This window comes from Brevundimonas sp. AVps31 (genome assembly GCF_058681355.1).
Genome location: NZ_CM178736.1, coordinates 543853 through 560388, shown reverse-complemented (window position 1 = coordinate 560388; position 16536 = coordinate 543853). Strand labels below are relative to the sequence as shown.

Below are 16536 nucleotides of genomic sequence, written 5' to 3'. Positions count from 1 at the left end.
TGTGTCACCCGTCGATCACATCAACCGGTAGTGGCGCGCCAACAGGGTCAGGCCGTGCTTGAGGAGCGTCTTGCCGGTCCGCCGCCGAAGGCCAAGGCCCTGCTCGGCCAACTGCAGCGGTGTGGCGTTCAGGCAGATCGCCTGCACCATCTCTCGCGCGGGACCGCAGGCCGCCAGCGCCCGCTCCACCCGCAAGGCCGCCGCCATCGCCAGGTCGCCCGGTTCGCGGCGCTGTCCACCGCCAGACCCGGTGCGGGGCAGGGCGTCCCAGCGCATCGTCACGTTCTGACCGCGCAACGCCTGCTCGGCGTCCCGCGTCAACTGTTCCGCCCCCGCGATCTCGGCGCGGCTCAACCACGGCTGTCCGTCGGCGTTGGTCCGGCCTGCCAGCCAGGCCACGGGCGAGGTCGCCAGATTGGCCCGACGCTCTACCGCCTCGCCGTTCGCCTTCATCAGGGTGCGCCCGCCATCGATCACGCCGGGGCGACCCGGAGGGGTTGGGGGCGGGAAAGGGGGCGTTCCTGAACGGGCCGCCCAGCCGCCGCGCGGACGGATGCGCAGGCCCGGTTCCACCGTCAGGGCGGAAAAGTCGGCCTCGTCCAGCGTCTGCATGATCCGCGCCCGCCGGTCAGGACCGGCGCGCAGGCCGTACCTCTCTCCCGGCAAGGCCTCCAGCCAGGCCCCCGGCAGGGCCAGCAGCCGTCGCGCCCGCTCCAGTCCGAAGCCGCCGGTCACGACGGCAACTCGCAGCGCGGGGCGTCCAGCAGATCGCGGATTCCGCGTTCCAGCCGGTTCATCAGGTCATCCAGCCAAGGCCGGTCGCGCTCGCCCTCGGCCCAACGACAGGCCTGCGTCGCCGTCGCCCGGTTCATGCCGAAGGCGTGACCGACCCGCTCAATCGGCCAGCCCAGCGCCACATGCGTCAGATACATCGCCAGCCAGCGCGCGCGGCAGGCCTGCCCGCTGCGCCGGGCATGGCCACTGATCTGCTCGACCGGCACCCCGGTGGCGGCGGCCACCATCTGCAGCGCCAACCCCGCCTTCAACCGGTCCCCGCCCGATACGGGGGCGCGATAAAGGTCCTCCATGTCCCATCTCCATCATCACAAAGGCCGGTCTGGACGCCGTCCTGATGTGTAGGACCATATTCCTGTGATGCGTCGAGATTGGACGTACGGGTCGGCGGCTATCGACGGAATGTGAAAAAAGACGGCTCGCTTGACTCGGGACTCTCGACGGCGATTCGCAAATCAGCCTAGATTCGCCGTTAACCAATCGCGTTAACCCTTCTTAAGGTTTTGAGGGGTTAACGTTCGAACAAGGTTACCCGGAAGCGGGATCTAAACTTCTACTGCCAAGCTCTGCCTGGAGGGGCAATAATGCGCGTCCTGCTAATCGAAGATGATCACGCGACCGCGCAGAGCATCGAGCTCATGCTGAAGTCCGAAGGTTTCAACGTCTACACGACGGACCTCGGCGAGGAAGGCATCGATCTCGGCAAGATCTACGACTACGATCTGATCCTGCTCGACCTGAACCTCCCGGACATGAACGGTCTGGAAGTGCTGCGCCAACTGCGCGTCGGCAAGGTCAACACGCCGGTGATGATCCTGTCGGGCACCTCGGAAATCGAGACCAAGGTGAAGACCTTCGGCGGCGGCGCCGACGACTACATGACCAAGCCCTTCCACAAGGACGAACTGATCGCGCGGACCCACGCCGTGGTCCGTCGTTCGAAGGGGCACGCCCAGGCCATCATCCACACCGGCGAGATCGCCGTGAACCTGGACGCCAAGACCGTTGAAGTGAACAGCCACCGCGTTCACCTGACGGGCAAGGAATACCAGATGCTGGAGCTCCTCTCGCTCCGCAAGGGCACGACCCTGACCAAGGAAATGTTCCTGAACCACCTGTACGGCGGCATGGACGAGCCCGAGCTGAAGATCATCGACGTCTTCATCTGCAAGCTGCGCAAGAAGCTGGCCACAGCCGCCGGCGGCAAACACTACATCGAGACCGTCTGGGGCCGCGGCTATGTGCTGCGCGACCCGGCCGAAGGCGTGCAGCCGGCGTCCGCCGCCGCCTGATCTTCAGGGAAGAAACACCAGAAACGACAGACGCCCGCCGGTCCTCCGGCGGGCGTTCTGCTGTCCGGAGGAGCGCGTCCGAAAGACCGCGTTCACCGACCAACTGAACATCGATCACATTTCGGATACAAACCGCCCGGAGCGTTGCAGCCATTGGCTTTGGCGCGCATTCCCGTTCTGCCTCCCCGGCATAGTTGGAAACGCGGTCCCTCACAGGGTCCACCGAAAGTAAAAATATGAGCTCCTCGAAGTCGCTGTTCACCGGCGTGGCTGTCGCCACGCTGGCCTTTGCCGTCGCCGGTCCCTCGGTCGCCGGCTCTTTCTATCTGCAGGAACAGTCGGCCCGCGCCGCCGGCCGCGCCTATTCCGGTGAAACCGCAGATCGCGGCGCCGGTTCGCTGTGGTGGAACCCTGCCGCCATCGCCCGCAGCGGCCGTGAAGTGACCTTCAGCGTCCACGGTCTGGCGATCGACTCCACCATCACCAACACGAACTCCTCCATCGTCTATCCGGGCGGCGCGACGGTTCCGGTGCAAGGGCAGGATCGCAACACCGATCCGATCGAAAGCGGCATCGTGCCGAACTTCGCTGTCGCCATGCCGGTGGGCGACCGCTTCGCCGTCGGCCTCAGCGTTTCGGCCCCCTATAACTTCACCACCAAATACGCGAACAACTCGTTCGCCCGCTATGACGCCCTGACGTCCGAGCTGCGCTCGGCCAACGTCGGCCTGGTCGGCGCCATGCAGGTCACGGATTGGCTGGACGTCGGCGTCGGCTTCGACGCCCAGTATGTGAAGGCCAAGCTGACCTCGGCCCTGCCGAACCTCAGCCCGACGCTTCCGGACGGCACGTCCTCGCTTGAGGGCGACGGCTGGGACTACGGCTGGAACGTCGGCGCCCAGGCGCATTTTGATCGCCTCGACATCGGCCTGAGCTACCGTTCGGAGATCGAGCATGAGCTGGATGGCGACGTGAACATCAGCGGCCTGCTGGGTCCCATCGCGGCCGGCAACGTCTCGACCACGGGCACCGCCAGCTTCAACACCCCCTGGTACGCCTCGGCTTCGGTTCGCTACGCCCTCACGGACAAGCTGACCCTGAACGCCCAGGTCAACCGCATCGGCTGGTCCGAGTTTGACGCCATCCGCGTCGCCTACGGCACGGGCGGCGACGTCATCGTCCAGGACTACAAGGATGTGACCACGGGTTCGGTCGGCTTCGATTATGAGGCCAGCGACCGTCTGACCGTTCGTGGCGGCGTCGGCTACGACCCGACCCCGACGCGTGACACCGAACGCACCGCCCGGATCCCGGACGCCGACCGCTGGCTGGTCTCGGCCGGCGCCTCGGTCAAGGCGACGGACAAGGTCACGGTAGACATGGGCCTGACCTACATCGCCTTCTCGGACAGCGACATCACCAGCGACCGCACCTTCTACGCGGGCACTGCCGCGGCCACGACCTCGCAACTGCGCGGGACGGCTGAAGGCAGCGGCGTCGTCGCCTCGGCGGGCATCCGCTACGCCTTCTAGGCCACAGGCTTGAGGCCAAGAAAAACGGCGGGTCCCTCGCGGGGCCCGCCGTTTCCATGTTCAGGCCTCAGACCTACGCCTTGACGGCGTAGCCCTTGCCGCCGTTCGACGGCTTCCGGCGACGCGGGCGGCGCTTGATCTCGCCATCCGGCTTGGCCGAGGCCGTCGTCGGTGCGCTGGTGTGGCGCGGGTCGTTGTTGGTGGTGCGCGGCCGCTCGCGGGCCATCGGATCGAAGGCGCGTTCCGGGGTCGGACGGGCGTCGCGGCCCGGGCCCGGCTTGCGGACGCGGTGCGGTTGCCCGCCGCCTTCCAGCTTCACGCCGTCACGGCGCGGATTGCGCGGACCGCGTTGCTGCTGGCGATCACCACGGCCGTCATCCGGCATGGTCGCCTTGGACTTCACGCCCGACGCCATGATCGACTGGTCCAGCAGGGCCAGCGACTTGTCGTTGCGGCGGTCGGTCGAAGGGATCTTCTGGCGGGTGACCTTCTCGATGTCCTTCAGCAGCTTCATCTCGTCGCCGGCGACGAAGCTGATGGCCGAGCCGTCCTTGCCCGCGCGGGCCGTACGGCCGATGCGGTGGACATAGGCTTCCGGCACGTGCGGCAGTTCGAAGTTCAGAACGTGCGAGACGCCGTCCACGTCGATGCCGCGGGCGGCGATGTCGGTGGCGACCAGAACGCGCAGCTTGCCGGCCTTGAAGGCGGCCAGCGTCCGCTCACGCTGGGGCTGGGACTTGTTGCCGTGGATGGCGCCGGATTCGACGCCGCCGGCCTCCAGATAGGCCGCGACCTTGTCGGCGCCGTGCTTGGTCTTGGTGAAGACCAGGCAGCGCGTGTACTCGGGATCGGCGAACATCTCGGTCAGCAGGGCGCGCTTGCGGCCCTGTTCGATGTGGATGACCGTCTGGTTGATGCGCTCGACCGTCGTGGCCTGCGGCGTCACCTGGACCTTGACCGGGTCCTTCAGCAGCTCGCCGGCCAGCTTGCCGATCTCCGACGGCATGGTGGCCGAGAAGAACAGGTTCTGACGCTTGGCCGGGATACGGCTGACGATCTGGCGGATTGGCTTGATGAAGCCCAGGTCCAGCATCTGGTCGGCTTCATCGAGGACGAAGATCTCGGTCGCGGACAGATCGAGGTTCTTCTGCTGGATATGGTCCAGCAGACGGCCCGGCGCGGCGACCAGGATGTCGAGGCCCTGGTTCAGCGAGCGTTCCTGCCCGCCGTACTTCACGCCGCCGAAGATCACGGCGACGCGGAAGCCCAGGTGTTTGCCATAGGACTTGAAGCTCTCACCGATCTGGGTGGCGAGTTCGCGTGTCGGCGACAGGACCAGGCAGCGGGTGGTGCGGGGCAGGGGGGCGACGCGGTTGGCGGCCAGGCGATGCAGGATCGGCAGGGCGAAGGCGGCGGTCTTGCCGGTGCCGGTCTGGGCGATGCCCAGCAGGTCCTTGCCGGCCATGACGTCCGGGATGGCCTTTTGCTGGATCGGGGTCGGCGTGGTGTAGCCTTCCGAGGTCAGCGCCTGCAGCAGGGCCGGGTTCAGGCCCATGGATTCAAAGGTATTGTTGCTCACGGAGCGGTTTCTTTCGCATGCGGCGACGCACAGCATGGCTCGATAGCCGTTGGGCTGGCGCCGCCAGTCCCGATGGGGCGCCTTGATGGGGCCTTCGGGGTGGATCGGGCGCCGCCCCGCGTGTCCGGGCAGCGAATGAATCTTGAGGAGCCGGCGGCTGCTACAGTCAGATCTTCGGGAGAAGATCCACACGCGCTGGAGACGCCGGAGATCGCAAATGGTGCGATGCAGCAGGCAAGTGGACGTTTATTGCGGCGAAGTCAAGACGCGCGGTCTAATCCACCTCGATCCGCCCTTTCAGGTCGCACCCAGCAGCCCCACCGCCATGTTGACCGTCAGAGCCACCACCACGGTGTTGAAGACGAAGGCCGTCAGGCTGTGCACGGTCGAGGTCCGGCGCACCCCACGATCGGTGATCTGGACGTCCGCCGTCTGCGAGGCGACGCCGATGATCAGGGAGAAGTGCAGGAAGTCCCAGTAGTCGGGCTCGGGATCGTCGCCGGGAAACAGCAGGCCGCCCCGGTCGCCCTTGTCGCCCGCCGAATAGAAGACATGGGCGTAGTGGAAGGCGAAGATGACGTGGACGAACAGCCACGACAGCGCGACCGTCACCAGCGCCAGCACGGTCGGTCCGCCGCCGCCGGTCGCGGCCTCGCCCACGACCACCACCACACTGCCCACCGCCGCGATCAGGGCCAGCGGCAGGATGGCCGGACCGGCCTCATCCAGCGCGGAAGCCCGCTGCCGGATCGCGTCCGCCGACCGGGTCCGCATCACCTTGATCGCGCTTTCGATCAGGAACAGACCCACGCCGATGTCCCACGCCAGCGCCACCCGCGACGGCCAGCCCCCCGCGACAGGCCAAAGCACGCCGGACGCCGCGATCAGGATCAGCAGGGCGAGGGGCCAGTGGAGACGGAACCAGGTCATGGGCGGAGAGTGCGCGTTGAGGAGAGGAGCGCAAGCATTCCCTTCCCCCCGGTTTGAAGACTGAGTCAGACACGTCCAATCCTGACGCATCGCCCCCCCTATCCTGCTGCCTGCTGCCCACCGCCTACGCCCTACGCCCCGCCGATAGACGGCATAGACGGCATTTCCACCGTCTCCGGCGTCTGATCGCCTTGCGCCAACTGCACTCATTGCACCCGCTTTTTTCGCCGCACGAATTCCTCCCGCACCCGCGAAAGCCCCTCGACTTCCCCTACGTGATCACGGAATGTTACAGCCTCGCTCCCGGAGAACCCCATGTCGATGACGCCGCGCGCAGGCCTGCAGGTCGCACAGGAACTGGCTGATTTCATTGAGGGTGAGGTCCTTCCGGGGATCGGTCTGGAGGCAGATCGCTTCTGGACCGGCGCCGCCGACCTGCTGAATTGGGCGGCGGTCGAAAACCGGGCCCTGCTGGATCGCCGCGACGAACTCCAGCTGAAGATCGACGATTGGCACGCCACGCGCGCCGGGCAACCGCAGGACCCTGGCGAAACCGTCCGCTTCCTGACTGACGTCGGCTATCTGGTTCCGGAGCCCGCGCCGTTCCGGATCGCCACGACGAATGTCGATGCCGAGGTCGCGACCCTGGCCGGCCCGCAACTGGTCGTTCCCGCACTGAACGCCCGCTTCGTGCTCAACGCCGCCAACGCGCGCTGGGGCAGTCTTTACGACGCCCTGTACGGCACGGACGCGCTGGGCGACCTGCCGCCGCCCGGACCCTATGACGCCGCCCGTGGCGCCCGTGTGGTCGCCCGCGCCAAGGCCTTCCTGGACGAGGCCGTGCCTCTCGCGAAGGGCGCGTGGGCCGACCTCGGCGATCCGTCGGGGGGCATCGCCTTGGCGAACCCCGCCCAGTATGCAGGCCAGACCGACAAGGGCCGCCTCTTCCGCCACAACGGCCTGCACATCGAGGTCGTCTTCGACCCCTCGCACCCTATCGCCGCGACCGATCCCTCGGGCATCTCGGACGTGGTGCTGGAAGCCGCCCTGTCGACCATCGTCGATCTGGAGGATTCCATCGCCGCCGTCGACGCCGCCGACAAGGTCGCCGCGTATCGCAACTGGCTGGGCCTGATGAAGGGCGATCTGGTCGAGACCTTCGCCAAGGGCGGCCAGACCCTGACCCGCGCCCTGAACCCGGACCGGGTCGTCACCGCCCCTGACGGCTCGACCCTGACCCTGCCGGGCCGGTCCCTGCTGTTCGTGCGCAACGTCGGCCACCTGATGACCACGCCCGCGATCCGGCTGGAGGACGGGACGGACGCGTTCGAGGGCGTGCTGGACGCGCTGGTCACCTCGGCCATCGGCGCCCACGACCTGAAGGGGCAGGGCGCCTTCCGCAACAGCCGCGAAGGCTCGATCTATATCGTCAAACCCAAGATGCACGGGCCGGACGAGGTCGCCTTCACCAACGCCCTGTTTGATCGGGTTGAGGACATCCTCGGCCTTGAGCGCTGGACCCTGAAGGTCGGCGTCATGGACGAGGAACGCCGGACCTCGGCCAACCTCGCCGCCTGTCTGAAGCAGGTGTCGAACCGTCTGGTCTTCATCAACACCGGCTTCCTCGACCGCACCGGCGACGAGATCCATACCGCCATGCGGGCCGGTCCGGTGGTCCGCAAGGCGGAGATGAAGTCATCCGACTGGATCACCGCCTATGAGGCGCGCAACGTCGCCATCGGCCTGGCGTGCGGTCTGTCGGGCAAGGCCCAGATCGGCAAGGGCATGTGGGCCGCGCCGGATCAGATGCAGGCCATGCTGGAGCAGAAGGCCGCCCATCCGAAGACCGGCGCCAATACCGCCTGGGTGCCGTCGCCGACCGCGGCGACCCTGCACGCGCTGCACTATCACCAGACCGATGTCTTCGCCCTGCGCGCGGAGATCGCCACTCGCCCGACTCCGGGCCTCGAGCCCCTGCTGACCGCGCCGCTGGCCGCCGGTCGCAACTGGTCAGCCGATGACGTCACGCAGGAGCTGGAGAACAACGCCCAGGGTCTGCTGGGCTACGTCGTGCGCTGGATCGATCAGGGTGTCGGCTGTTCCAAGGTGCCGGACATCCATGATGTCGGCCTGATGGAGGATCGCGCCACCCTGCGGATCTCGTCCCAGCATATGGCCAACTGGCTGCTGCACGGCGTCTGCACGGCGGAACAGGTGGACGCCGCCCTGCTGAAGATGGCCGCCCGGGTGGATGCGCAGAACGCCGCTGATCCGCTGTATGAGCCCATGGCCCCAGACCCGGACGCCAGCCTCGCCTTCCAGGCCGCCCGCGCGCTGGTCTTCGAAGGCGTCGACCAGCCCAGCGGCTACACCGAGCCGCTGCTGCACCGGTTCAGGGCGGAGAAGAAGGCCCGCTAGGCAGGAGGAGTCCGGCGGCGGGCAGCTGGGATTGCCCGCCGCTGCCCGATCTCAAAGCCTGCTGCCTGCTACTGCTCGCTCCCCGAGCGCCACAGGTTATCGGTCAGCGGTTCCAGCAGATAGGTCAGGGCCGTGCGTTTGCGCAGCAGGATGACCACCTCGGCCGGGGCGCCGGGGCGCAGGGCCTCGCCGCTGCGGCCCAGCTTGGCCATCTCGGCGGCGGGGACGACGATCTCGGCGCGGTAGTAGGACGCGCCGGTCTCCTTCACCGTGAAGGTGTCGGCCGAGATGCTGGTGACGTTGCCGTGAATGATCGGGATGCTGGCCCCGCGCAGGCCGGGGAATTTCACCTCGGTCTCCAGCCCGATGCGCAGGTTGTCGATGTCGGTCGGCTTCACCTGGATCACGATGACCTGGGACACATCCCCGGGCACGATCTCCATCAGGGTCTGGCCCGCCTGAACGACACCGCCCTGGGTGAAGATGGTCAGGCCGACGACCTGGCCCGAGGCGGGCGCGCGGACTTCGGTGCGGGCGATCTGGGCCCGCAGTTCCCCCATGCGGGGACGCAGTTCGTTCAGCTGGACATCGATCTGGCGCAACTGGTCGGCGACATCCTCGCCCATCTTGGTGTTGACCCCGACCATTTGCAGCCGGGTCTCCCCGACGGCCTCGCGCGACCGCGCGATCTGCGCGCGCAGCGAGCCGAGTTCGCCGTCCAGCTGGGCGGCGGTGCGTTCCAGGGCGCGGACGCGGGTCTGGGGCGCATAGCCCTTCTCGGCCAGGCCGCGCATGCCGATCAGCTCTTCCTGGATCAGCCGCTGTTGCTCCTCGTTGGAGTCGATCTGGCGCTGGTAGCCTTCGATCTGGTCGTTCAACTGCGCGATCCGTTGGCTCAGCACGCCGGTCTCGGTCGATCGGCCGGTGCGGCGGGCGCCGAACTGCAGTTGCTGGATGCGGAGCGATTCCTGCGCGAGCACGGCATCGTCGGCGGGCAGGTTCGCGAATTCGCTCGGCAACGGGATGGCGCGGAGACCGTCGCGCTCGGCCACCAGTCGCGCGCGCTGGGCCAGCAGGGCGAAGACCTGACCGGAGACGCCGCGTTCCGTGGCGCGCAGTTCACCGCTCGACAGGGTCAGCAGGATCTGGCCCTGCCGCACGCTGTCGCCCTCCGACACGTTCAGGGTGCTGACCACGCCGCCTTCGCGGTGCTGGACGGCCTGACGGTTTCCCGACACCGAGATCTGGCCCATCGCCAAGGCGCCGGCGTCCAGCGGCGCCAGGGCGGCCCAGCCGAGGAAGAGGCCGAAGAAGGCGACGATGATCGCGCCGCCGACCATCAGCTCCAGCCGCGGTGTATCCGGCACGATCGCGGGCGGGGGCGGCGGATCCAGCGGGTTGAGGACCGGCGCGGCGGCGGGCTCCGGCGGCGGGGCGGCCGGATTATGGGGCGCGGTGGCGTCAGTCATTGGGTGCGTCGCGGGGAGGGGGCGGGACCGGCGATCCGGGTCTGGCCCTGTTGGCCGGTCGGTTGACCGCTCTGGGCCGGTTGCTGCTGTTGCGGCTGGGGCTGCGACGGACCGGGCTGGGCGGGACCCCGCGGGCCGGTGGCGCGCATCTTCTCGAGCACCTCCTCGCGCGGGCCTTCCAGCTGGACCATGCCGTCGCGCATCATCAGCAGTCGGTCGACGCGGGCCAGCACGCCTGCACGGTGGGCGATGATGACCACGGCGGCTCCGCGGGCGGCGGCGCCCAGGATGGCCTGCATCAGGGCGGCTTCGCCTTCCTGATCGAGGTTGGAGTTGGGCTCGTCCAGCACCAGCAGCACGGGGTCATTGTAGAGCGCCCGGGCCAGTGCGACCCGCTGCGCCTGACCGGCGGACAGGCCCTGTCCGAAGGGGCCGAGGACGGTGTCATAGCCGTTGGGCAGGCGCAGGATTAGTTCATGCGCGCCCGCGGCCATCGCGGCCTTCACCGCGCCCCGGTCAGCGGCGTCCTGATCCACGCCGACGGCGGTGGAGAAGCGCGAGATATTGTCCTTGATCGACCCGGCGAACAGACTGGGGACCTGCGGCAGATAGCCGATCCAGCGGGCCAGCTCATCGCCCTCGCGGGCTTCGTATTCGGCGCCGTCCAGCCGGATGGCCCCGGCCTGGGGCTTCAGCGCTCCGGCGACGACGCGGGCGAGGGTTGTCTTGCCCGAGCCGCTGGCGCCGACGATGCCCAGCGTCTGGCCAGGCTGCAGTGCGAAGGCGACGCCCCGCAGTTGGGGATTTTCGGTCTCGGGGAACTTCACCGATACGCCTTCGACCTGCAGCCGGCCCTTGGGGTTCGGCAGTGCGGTGCGCTCGCGCTCGACCGAGGCGGTGTTGGCGAACAGCTCGGTCAACACCTTCCAGCTTGCGGTCGCCTGCACCAGGCTGGGCCAGACGCCGACCAGCAGCTCGACCGGCGCCACAGCGCGGCTCAGCAGCACGGAGGAGGCGATGATCGAGCCCGGCGAAATCTCGCCCTTCACGGCCAGATAGGCGGCCAGGCCCAGAGCCGCGGACTGCATCACCAGACGCAGGAATTTGATGGCGCCGGAATACCGGCCACCGGCCAGTTGGGCGTCGGCCTGATTGGCGGTGGCCTGACGGCGTTGCTCGACCTGACGGGCGATGGACGACTGGCGCATGCCGAGCGCGCGGACGACCTCGGCCTGCCCGGCGATGCCTTCCTGAGCGGCATAGGCGTGGTTCTGGGACTGGATCGACTTGGCCAGACGCGGACGGGTATCGCGCTCGTTCAGCCAGGCGAGGGTGAACAGGATCAGGCCGCCGACCAGCGTCAGCACGCCGATGGCCGGGTGCAGCAGGAAGCAGCACAGCAGGTAGATCGGCGTCCACGGAGCGTCGAACAGGGCCAGCATGCCCTGACCGCCAATGGCGCCGCGCACATTGTCGAACTCCCGCAGGGCCTGGGTGCTGGGCGCTTTCGCCTGAAGATCCACGACCCGCTGCAGCACCTTGCCCGACAGCAGACGGTCAAGCCGCAGGCCCGCCCGCAGCATCAGCCGACCGCGCAACCAGTCGAGTCCGGCGAGAGACGCCAGAGCGAACACCGCCGCCGCCGTGATGAGCCAAAGCGTCAGGATGCCGCCGGTCGGAACGACGCGGTCGTACACCTGCATCATGTACAGGGTGGGCGTCAGGTAGAGCAGGTTGACGAGCGCGGAGAAGATCGCGGCCCATACGAAATGGCTCTTGCAGGCCTTGAGCGCCTCAGCGAGGGGCTCGGTCCCGGGCTTGCTGGGAAGCAGGTTTTTAAGCACGGGCGGGTCGGATCCTGCGGTTGTCCTGGCTCATTCTAACCCACGGACGGTTCAAGACATAGTGGCGTTTGACGGGGCTCTGCAAAGGCCGGGCCGGGCCGTATCGGCACAGTCGCATTGTGACCCATGTTTAACTTGTCGTTGAGACGACGGGACGACAGGGTGACAGCTTACGCTTGCCGGGGGCCTTCCATGCTGACGATTGAGAACCTGACCCACATCTATGGCAACGGGACCCGCGCACTGGATGGCGTCAGTCTGACGATCCCCAAGGGGATGTTCGGCCTGCTGGGTCCCAACGGCGCGGGCAAGTCGACGCTGATGCGCTCGATCGCAACGCTCCAGACCCCCACGTCAGGCTCCATCCGCTTCGGCGACATCGACGTGGTCGCCGAGCCGGAAAAACTGCGCCGCGTGCTGGGCTATCTGCCCCAGGACTTCGGCGTCTACCCGCGCGTGTCGGCCTACGACATGCTGGACCACATGGCCGTGCTGAAAGGCATCGCCAACGGCAAGGAGCGCAAGGCGACGGTTGAGGCCCTGCTGAACCAGGTCAACCTGTGGCCCGTGCGCGGCAAGGCGCTGGCCGGCTTCTCGGGCGGCATGCGTCAGCGTTTCGGCATCGCCCAGGCCCTGATCGGCAACCCCGAACTGATTATCGTCGATGAGCCCACTGCGGGTCTGGACCCGGAGGAGCGCAACCGCTTCCTCAACCTGCTGTCCGAGGTGGGTGAGAACGTCGTCGTCATCCTGTCGACCCACATCGTGGGTGACGTAACCGACCTGTGTCCCCGCATGGCGGTGCTGGCCGGCGGCAAGATCCAGCTGGAAGGCGTGCCCACCGACCTGCAGCACGCACTGGAAGGCCGCATCTGGAAGCGCACGATCGAGAAGGCGGAACTGGCCGAATTCAAGAAGCGCTACGAGGTTATCTCCACGCGTCTGCTGGCGGGGCGGACGGTGATCCACGTGCTCGCCGACCACCATCCGGGAGATGGCTTCGAGGGTGCGCCCGGTGGATTGGAGGACGTCTATCTGGCGACCGTCGCCCAGTCGCGTCGCGCGGCCTGAGGCGCACGATCATGTTTGGAAAAATCGCCAGCTTCGAGTTCCGCTACCAACTCAGGCAGCCCGCCTTCTGGGTGATCGCCATCGTCTTCGGCCTCCTGGCCTTCGGTGCGGTCGCCAGTGACAATGTCTCGCTGGGATCGGGCGGCAACGTCAATCGCAACGCCCCCTATGCGCTGGCCATCGCCCACATCATCTTCAACGTCTTCTTCATGTTGGCCACCACGGCCATCGTGGCGAACGTCGTAGCGCGCGACACCCAGACGGGCTTCGGCCCCATGATCCAGAGCACCCGGATCACCAAGGGCGCCTATCTGTACGGCCGCTTCTTCGGCGCGTTCGGCGCCGTGGCGCTTTGCTACATGAGCATCGCCATCGGCACCCTCTTCGGCACGATGATGCCGTGGGTGGACGTCGAGACGGTCGGGCCGTTCCGGATCATGGATTACCTCTATGCCTACGGCGTGTTCGGCCTGACCGGGCTTTTCCTGACCTCGGCCCTGTTCTTCACGCTGGCGACCGTCACCCGCTCGATGATGGCGACCTATGTCGGCGTCGTCGCGGTGCTGATCATCTATCTGGCGACCACCGGCGCCCTCGGCCAAAGACCCGAGTTCGAGACTGCTCTCGCCTGGGCCGAGCCGTTCGGAAGCGGCGCCTACGGGCTGGTGACCAAATACTGGACGGCGATCGAGCGGAACACGCTGAACCCGCCGCTGGAAGGCGTGCTGCTGTGGAACCGGGTGATCTGGACCGGCGTCGGGGCCCTGCTGCTGGCCGGCGCCTATCTGCTTTACAGCCCGGCGACCAAGGGCGCCAAGCCGCGCAAGCAGGAGCGTCTGCGGGCGCTGGCCGAGGCTGAAACCCCCGGGTCCGCGCCGCTGGGCGACCTGCCGACGGCGAGCCATGGCTTCGCCAGCGGCTGGGCGCGGCTGGTGTCGCGCACGGTCTTTGAGGTCTCCGCCGTTTTCAAAAGCCCGGCCTATGTCGTCCTGATCCTGCTGGGCTTCGCCTTCGCCATGGCGACCCTGTTCTTCATGGGCGAGATTTACGGCGCGCCGCTCTTGCTGGTGACGCGGGTGGCCATCACGGGGCTGCAGGGCGCCTTCGGCCTGATCTCCATCGTCATCGCCATCTACTATTCCGGCGAACTGGTCTGGCGGGATCGCGACCGCAAATTCCATGAGATCATCGACGCGACCTCGACCCCCGACTGGACCTTCCTGGTTCCCAAGGTGCTGGCGCTGGCGCTGGTCCTGCTGTCCACGGCCTTGATCGGGGTGGTGGCCGGCATCGTGGTGCAGACGATCAAGGGCTACACCGATTTCGAGCTCGGCAAATATCTCGTCTGGTACGTCATCCCGCAGGCCGTCAGCTTCAGCCTGCTGGCCGTGCTGGCGATCTTTGTCCAGGCCTTGTCGCCCAACAAATTCGTCGGCTGGGCCATCATGGTCGTCTACATGATCTCCACGATCGTGCTGTCGAACCTGGGCTTTGATCACGTGCTGTACGCCTACGGTCGCGGCATCAGCGTGCCTTTGTCCGACATGAACGGGCGAGGGGATTTCGCAGGGTTCAACGGCTGGCTTGACGCCTATTGGACCGCCTTCGCCGTCATGCTGGCGGTCATCGCCTACGGCCTCTGGCGGCGGGGGACGGAGACCCGGCTGTGGCCGCGTCTGAAGCGTTTCCCGCGTCGCCTGTTCGGCCCGGCCGGCGTGATCGGCGGTGTCGCCCTGGCGGCCTTCATCGGTCTGGGCGTGTTCATCTACATCAACACCAATGTCTGGAACGAGTACCGCACCCAGAAGCAGATCGAGCGGCTGCAGGCCGACGCCGAGAAGACCCTGCTGCGCTACGAGGAGGTTCCCCAGCCGGTCGTCACCGACGTGCGTCTGGTCATGGACCTGCACCCCCACGCGCCCAGCCTGCGGACCAGCGGCGCCTATCTGCTGGAGAACCGGACCAACGCGCCCCTGCGCGAGGTCCACCTTCGCTGGAACGATACGCTCGACATGGAGCGGCTGGTCGTCCAGGGCGCGACGGTGGCCCGCGACTGGCCCGAGTTCAGCTATCGCATCTACCGCTTCACCACACCCATGCAGCCCGGCGAGCGCCGTGCGATCCGCTTCGAATCCGTGCTCCAGCAGCGGGGTTTCATGAACAGCGGCAACACCACCCGGCTGGTCGACAACGGCACCTTCGTGAACAATTTCGAGTTCGCGCCGATGGTCGGCATGGGCCGCGACGGACTGTTGACCGACCGTAGCAAGCGCCGCAAGCTGGGCCTGCCCGCCGAACTTCGCCCGGCCAAGGTCGAGGAAGAAGGCGCACGGGGCCGCAACTATATCGGCGCCGACTGGGTCACCGCGGACATCACCGTCACGACCGACGCCGACCAGACGGTCGTCGCGCCGGGCGACAAGCGGTCGGACACGGTCGTCAACGGCCGCCGCACCGCGCGCTTCGTCACCGAGTCTCCTGTGCTGAACTTCTTCTCGGTCCAGTCGGCCCGCTATGCGCAAAGCCGCCGGGTGCATAACGGCGTGGAGATGGTCGTCTTCCATGACCCGGCCCACACGCGCAACGTGCCGCGGATGCTGGAGGCCCTGTCCAACTCGCTGGACTACTACCAGGCCAACTTCAGCCCCTATCAGTTCCGGCAGGCCCGGATCGTGGAGTTCCCGGACTACGCGTCCTTCGCCCAGTCCTATCCCAACACCTTCGCCTGGTCCGAAGGCCTAGGGTTCATCGCCGACCTGCATGACCCGACCAAGATCGACTACGTCACCTATGTCGCGGCCCACGAGTTCGCGCACCAATGGTGGGCGCACCAGATCGTCGGCTCCGACCAGCAGGGCATGACCCTTCTGTCCGAAACCCTGGCGCAATACTCGGCGCTGATGGTCATGGAGAAGATGTACGGCAAGGACCAGATCCGCCGCTTCCTCAAGTTTGAGCTGGACCGCTACCTGCGTTCGCGCGGGACGGAACGGCTTGAGGAGCTGCCGTTGTTGCGGGTCGAGAACCAGCAGTACATCCACTACCGCAAGGGTGCGCTGGTCATGTACCTGCTGCGCGACCAGCTGGGCGAGGACACAGTCAACCGGGCCCTGCGCCGGGTGCTGGCGCAGTACGCCTTCAAGGGCGCGCCCTATCCGCGCTCTCTGGACCTGATCGCCGCCCTGCGCGCCGAGGCTCCGGCGGACAAGCAGGCGCTGATCACGGACCTGCTGGAGAAGATCACCCTGTACGACATCAAGACGACCGGGGTGACGGCCACGCGCCGGGCTGACGGTCGCTGGGATGTCGCCGTCACCGTCGATGCCCGCAAGCTGTATGCGGACGGGCAGGGCAAGGAGACGGCCGCGCCGCTGAACGAGTCGATGGATGTCGGCCTGTTCCTGGCCGAGCCGGGCAAGGGCGCCTTCAGCCAGACCGACGTCCTGCTGCTGGAACGCCGCCAGATCCGGACCGGCGTTCAGATCCTGCGCTTCGTCACCGCCCGCAAGCCCCTGTTCGCGGGCGCCGATCCCTACAACAAATGGATCGACCGCAACTCGGACGACAATGTGAAGGCGGTGGGCTGACGGCTCGCCGCCTCCGTCG

The 16536-nt window shown here is 67.2% G+C and carries 11 protein-coding genes; 5 read left to right on the top strand and 6 right to left on the bottom strand.

Annotated features, from left to right (window positions below; all coding sequences use genetic code 11):
• Positions 1 to 15: 15 nt before the first annotated feature.
• Together ACW174_RS02705 and ACW174_RS02700 are read right to left on the bottom strand one after the other, a co-directional pair.
• Entirely contained in the window at positions 16 to 735 is a 720-nt protein-coding gene (locus ACW174_RS02705; protein ID WP_492016158.1) for a DUF6456 domain-containing protein, read from the bottom strand.
• Positions 732 to 1088: a helix-turn-helix domain-containing protein gene (locus tag ACW174_RS02700; RefSeq protein ID WP_492016157.1), complete on the bottom strand. Its 357-nt coding sequence runs from the start codon at positions 1086 to 1088 to the stop codon at positions 732 to 734. Before ACW174_RS02700 ends, ACW174_RS02705 begins: the two co-directional genes overlap by 4 nt.
• 291 nt (positions 1089 to 1379) lie before the next feature.
• Between ACW174_RS02700 and ctrA the strand changes: the two genes are divergently transcribed.
• Positions 1380 to 2087, top strand: a complete 708-nt coding sequence (ctrA, locus tag ACW174_RS02695; RefSeq protein WP_492016156.1) for a response regulator transcription factor CtrA — start codon at positions 1380 to 1382, stop codon at positions 2085 to 2087.
• Positions 2088 to 2323: 236 nt separating this feature from the next.
• Positions 2324 to 3619, top strand: coding sequence for an OmpP1/FadL family transporter (locus ACW174_RS02690; RefSeq protein ID WP_492016155.1), 1296 nt, complete (start codon positions 2324 to 2326; stop codon positions 3617 to 3619).
• A 73-nt stretch (positions 3620 to 3692) separates the two neighbouring features.
• Here the strand turns inward: ACW174_RS02690 and ACW174_RS02685 are convergent, their stop codons facing one another.
• Positions 3693 to 5174 carry a DEAD/DEAH box helicase gene (locus tag ACW174_RS02685; RefSeq protein ID WP_492017231.1) on the bottom strand — a complete coding sequence of 494 codons (1482 nt, stop codon included), beginning with the start codon at positions 5172 to 5174 and terminating at the stop codon, positions 3693 to 3695.
• A 321-nt stretch (positions 5175 to 5495) separates the two neighbouring features.
• Positions 5496 to 6128 (bottom strand): DUF1345 domain-containing protein, encoded by a 633-nt coding sequence (locus tag ACW174_RS02680; protein ID WP_492016154.1) that lies wholly within the window; start codon positions 6126 to 6128, stop codon positions 5496 to 5498.
• A gap of 315 nt (positions 6129 to 6443) precedes the next feature.
• Between ACW174_RS02680 and ACW174_RS02675 the strand changes: the two genes are divergently transcribed.
• Entirely contained in the window at positions 6444 to 8546 is a 2103-nt protein-coding gene (locus tag ACW174_RS02675) for a malate synthase G (protein WP_492016153.1), read from the top strand.
• Between the two features lie 68 nt (positions 8547 to 8614).
• Here ACW174_RS02675 and ACW174_RS02670 read toward each other — a convergent pair whose 3' ends face one another.
• Both ACW174_RS02670 and ACW174_RS02665 read right to left on the bottom strand, forming a co-directional pair.
• Positions 8615 to 10015 (bottom strand): HlyD family type I secretion periplasmic adaptor subunit, encoded by a 1401-nt coding sequence (locus ACW174_RS02670; protein ID WP_492016152.1) that lies wholly within the window; start codon positions 10013 to 10015, stop codon positions 8615 to 8617.
• On the bottom strand, positions 10012 to 11859 hold the full coding sequence (locus ACW174_RS02665; protein ID WP_492016151.1) for a type I secretion system permease/ATPase: 1848 nt from the start codon (positions 11857 to 11859) through the stop codon (positions 10012 to 10014). Before ACW174_RS02665 ends, ACW174_RS02670 begins: the two co-directional genes overlap by 4 nt.
• Before the next feature lie 192 nt (positions 11860 to 12051).
• On the opposite strand from ACW174_RS02665, the gene ACW174_RS02660 reads away from it, so the two are divergent.
• Both ACW174_RS02660 and ACW174_RS02655 read left to right on the top strand, forming a co-directional pair.
• Positions 12052 to 12930: an ABC transporter ATP-binding protein gene (locus ACW174_RS02660; protein ID WP_492016150.1), complete on the top strand. Its 879-nt coding sequence runs from the start codon at positions 12052 to 12054 to the stop codon at positions 12928 to 12930.
• An 11-nt stretch (positions 12931 to 12941) separates the two neighbouring features.
• A complete protein-coding gene (locus ACW174_RS02655; protein ID WP_492016149.1) occupies positions 12942 to 16517 on the top strand; it encodes an ABC transporter permease/M1 family aminopeptidase in 3576 nt (1191 codons plus the stop codon).
• Positions 16518 to 16536 lie beyond the last annotated feature (19 nt).

Excerpts from the sequence above, each read along its gene's own strand:
- ACW174_RS02700 (WP_492016157.1), bottom strand. The coding sequence starts at position 1,088 with ATGGAGGACCTTTATCGCGCCCCCGTATCGGGCGGGGACCGGTTGAAG.
- ctrA (WP_492016156.1), top strand. The coding sequence starts at position 1,380 with ATGCGCGTCCTGCTAATCGAAGATGATCACGCGACCGCGCAGAGCATC.
- ACW174_RS02690 (WP_492016155.1), top strand. The coding sequence starts at position 2,324 with ATGAGCTCCTCGAAGTCGCTGTTCACCGGCGTGGCTGTCGCCACGCTG.
- ACW174_RS02685 (WP_492017231.1), bottom strand. The coding sequence starts at position 5,174 with ATGGGCCTGAACCCGGCCCTGCTGCAGGCGCTGACCTCGGAAGGCTAC.
- ACW174_RS02680 (WP_492016154.1), bottom strand. The coding sequence starts at position 6,128 with ATGACCTGGTTCCGTCTCCACTGGCCCCTCGCCCTGCTGATCCTGATC.
- ACW174_RS02675 (WP_492016153.1), top strand. The coding sequence starts at position 6,444 with ATGTCGATGACGCCGCGCGCAGGCCTGCAGGTCGCACAGGAACTGGCT.
- ACW174_RS02670 (WP_492016152.1), bottom strand. The coding sequence starts at position 10,015 with ATGACTGACGCCACCGCGCCCCATAATCCGGCCGCCCCGCCGCCGGAG.
- ACW174_RS02660 (WP_492016150.1), top strand. The coding sequence starts at position 12,052 with ATGCTGACGATTGAGAACCTGACCCACATCTATGGCAACGGGACCCGC.
- ACW174_RS02655 (WP_492016149.1), top strand. The coding sequence starts at position 12,942 with ATGTTTGGAAAAATCGCCAGCTTCGAGTTCCGCTACCAACTCAGGCAG.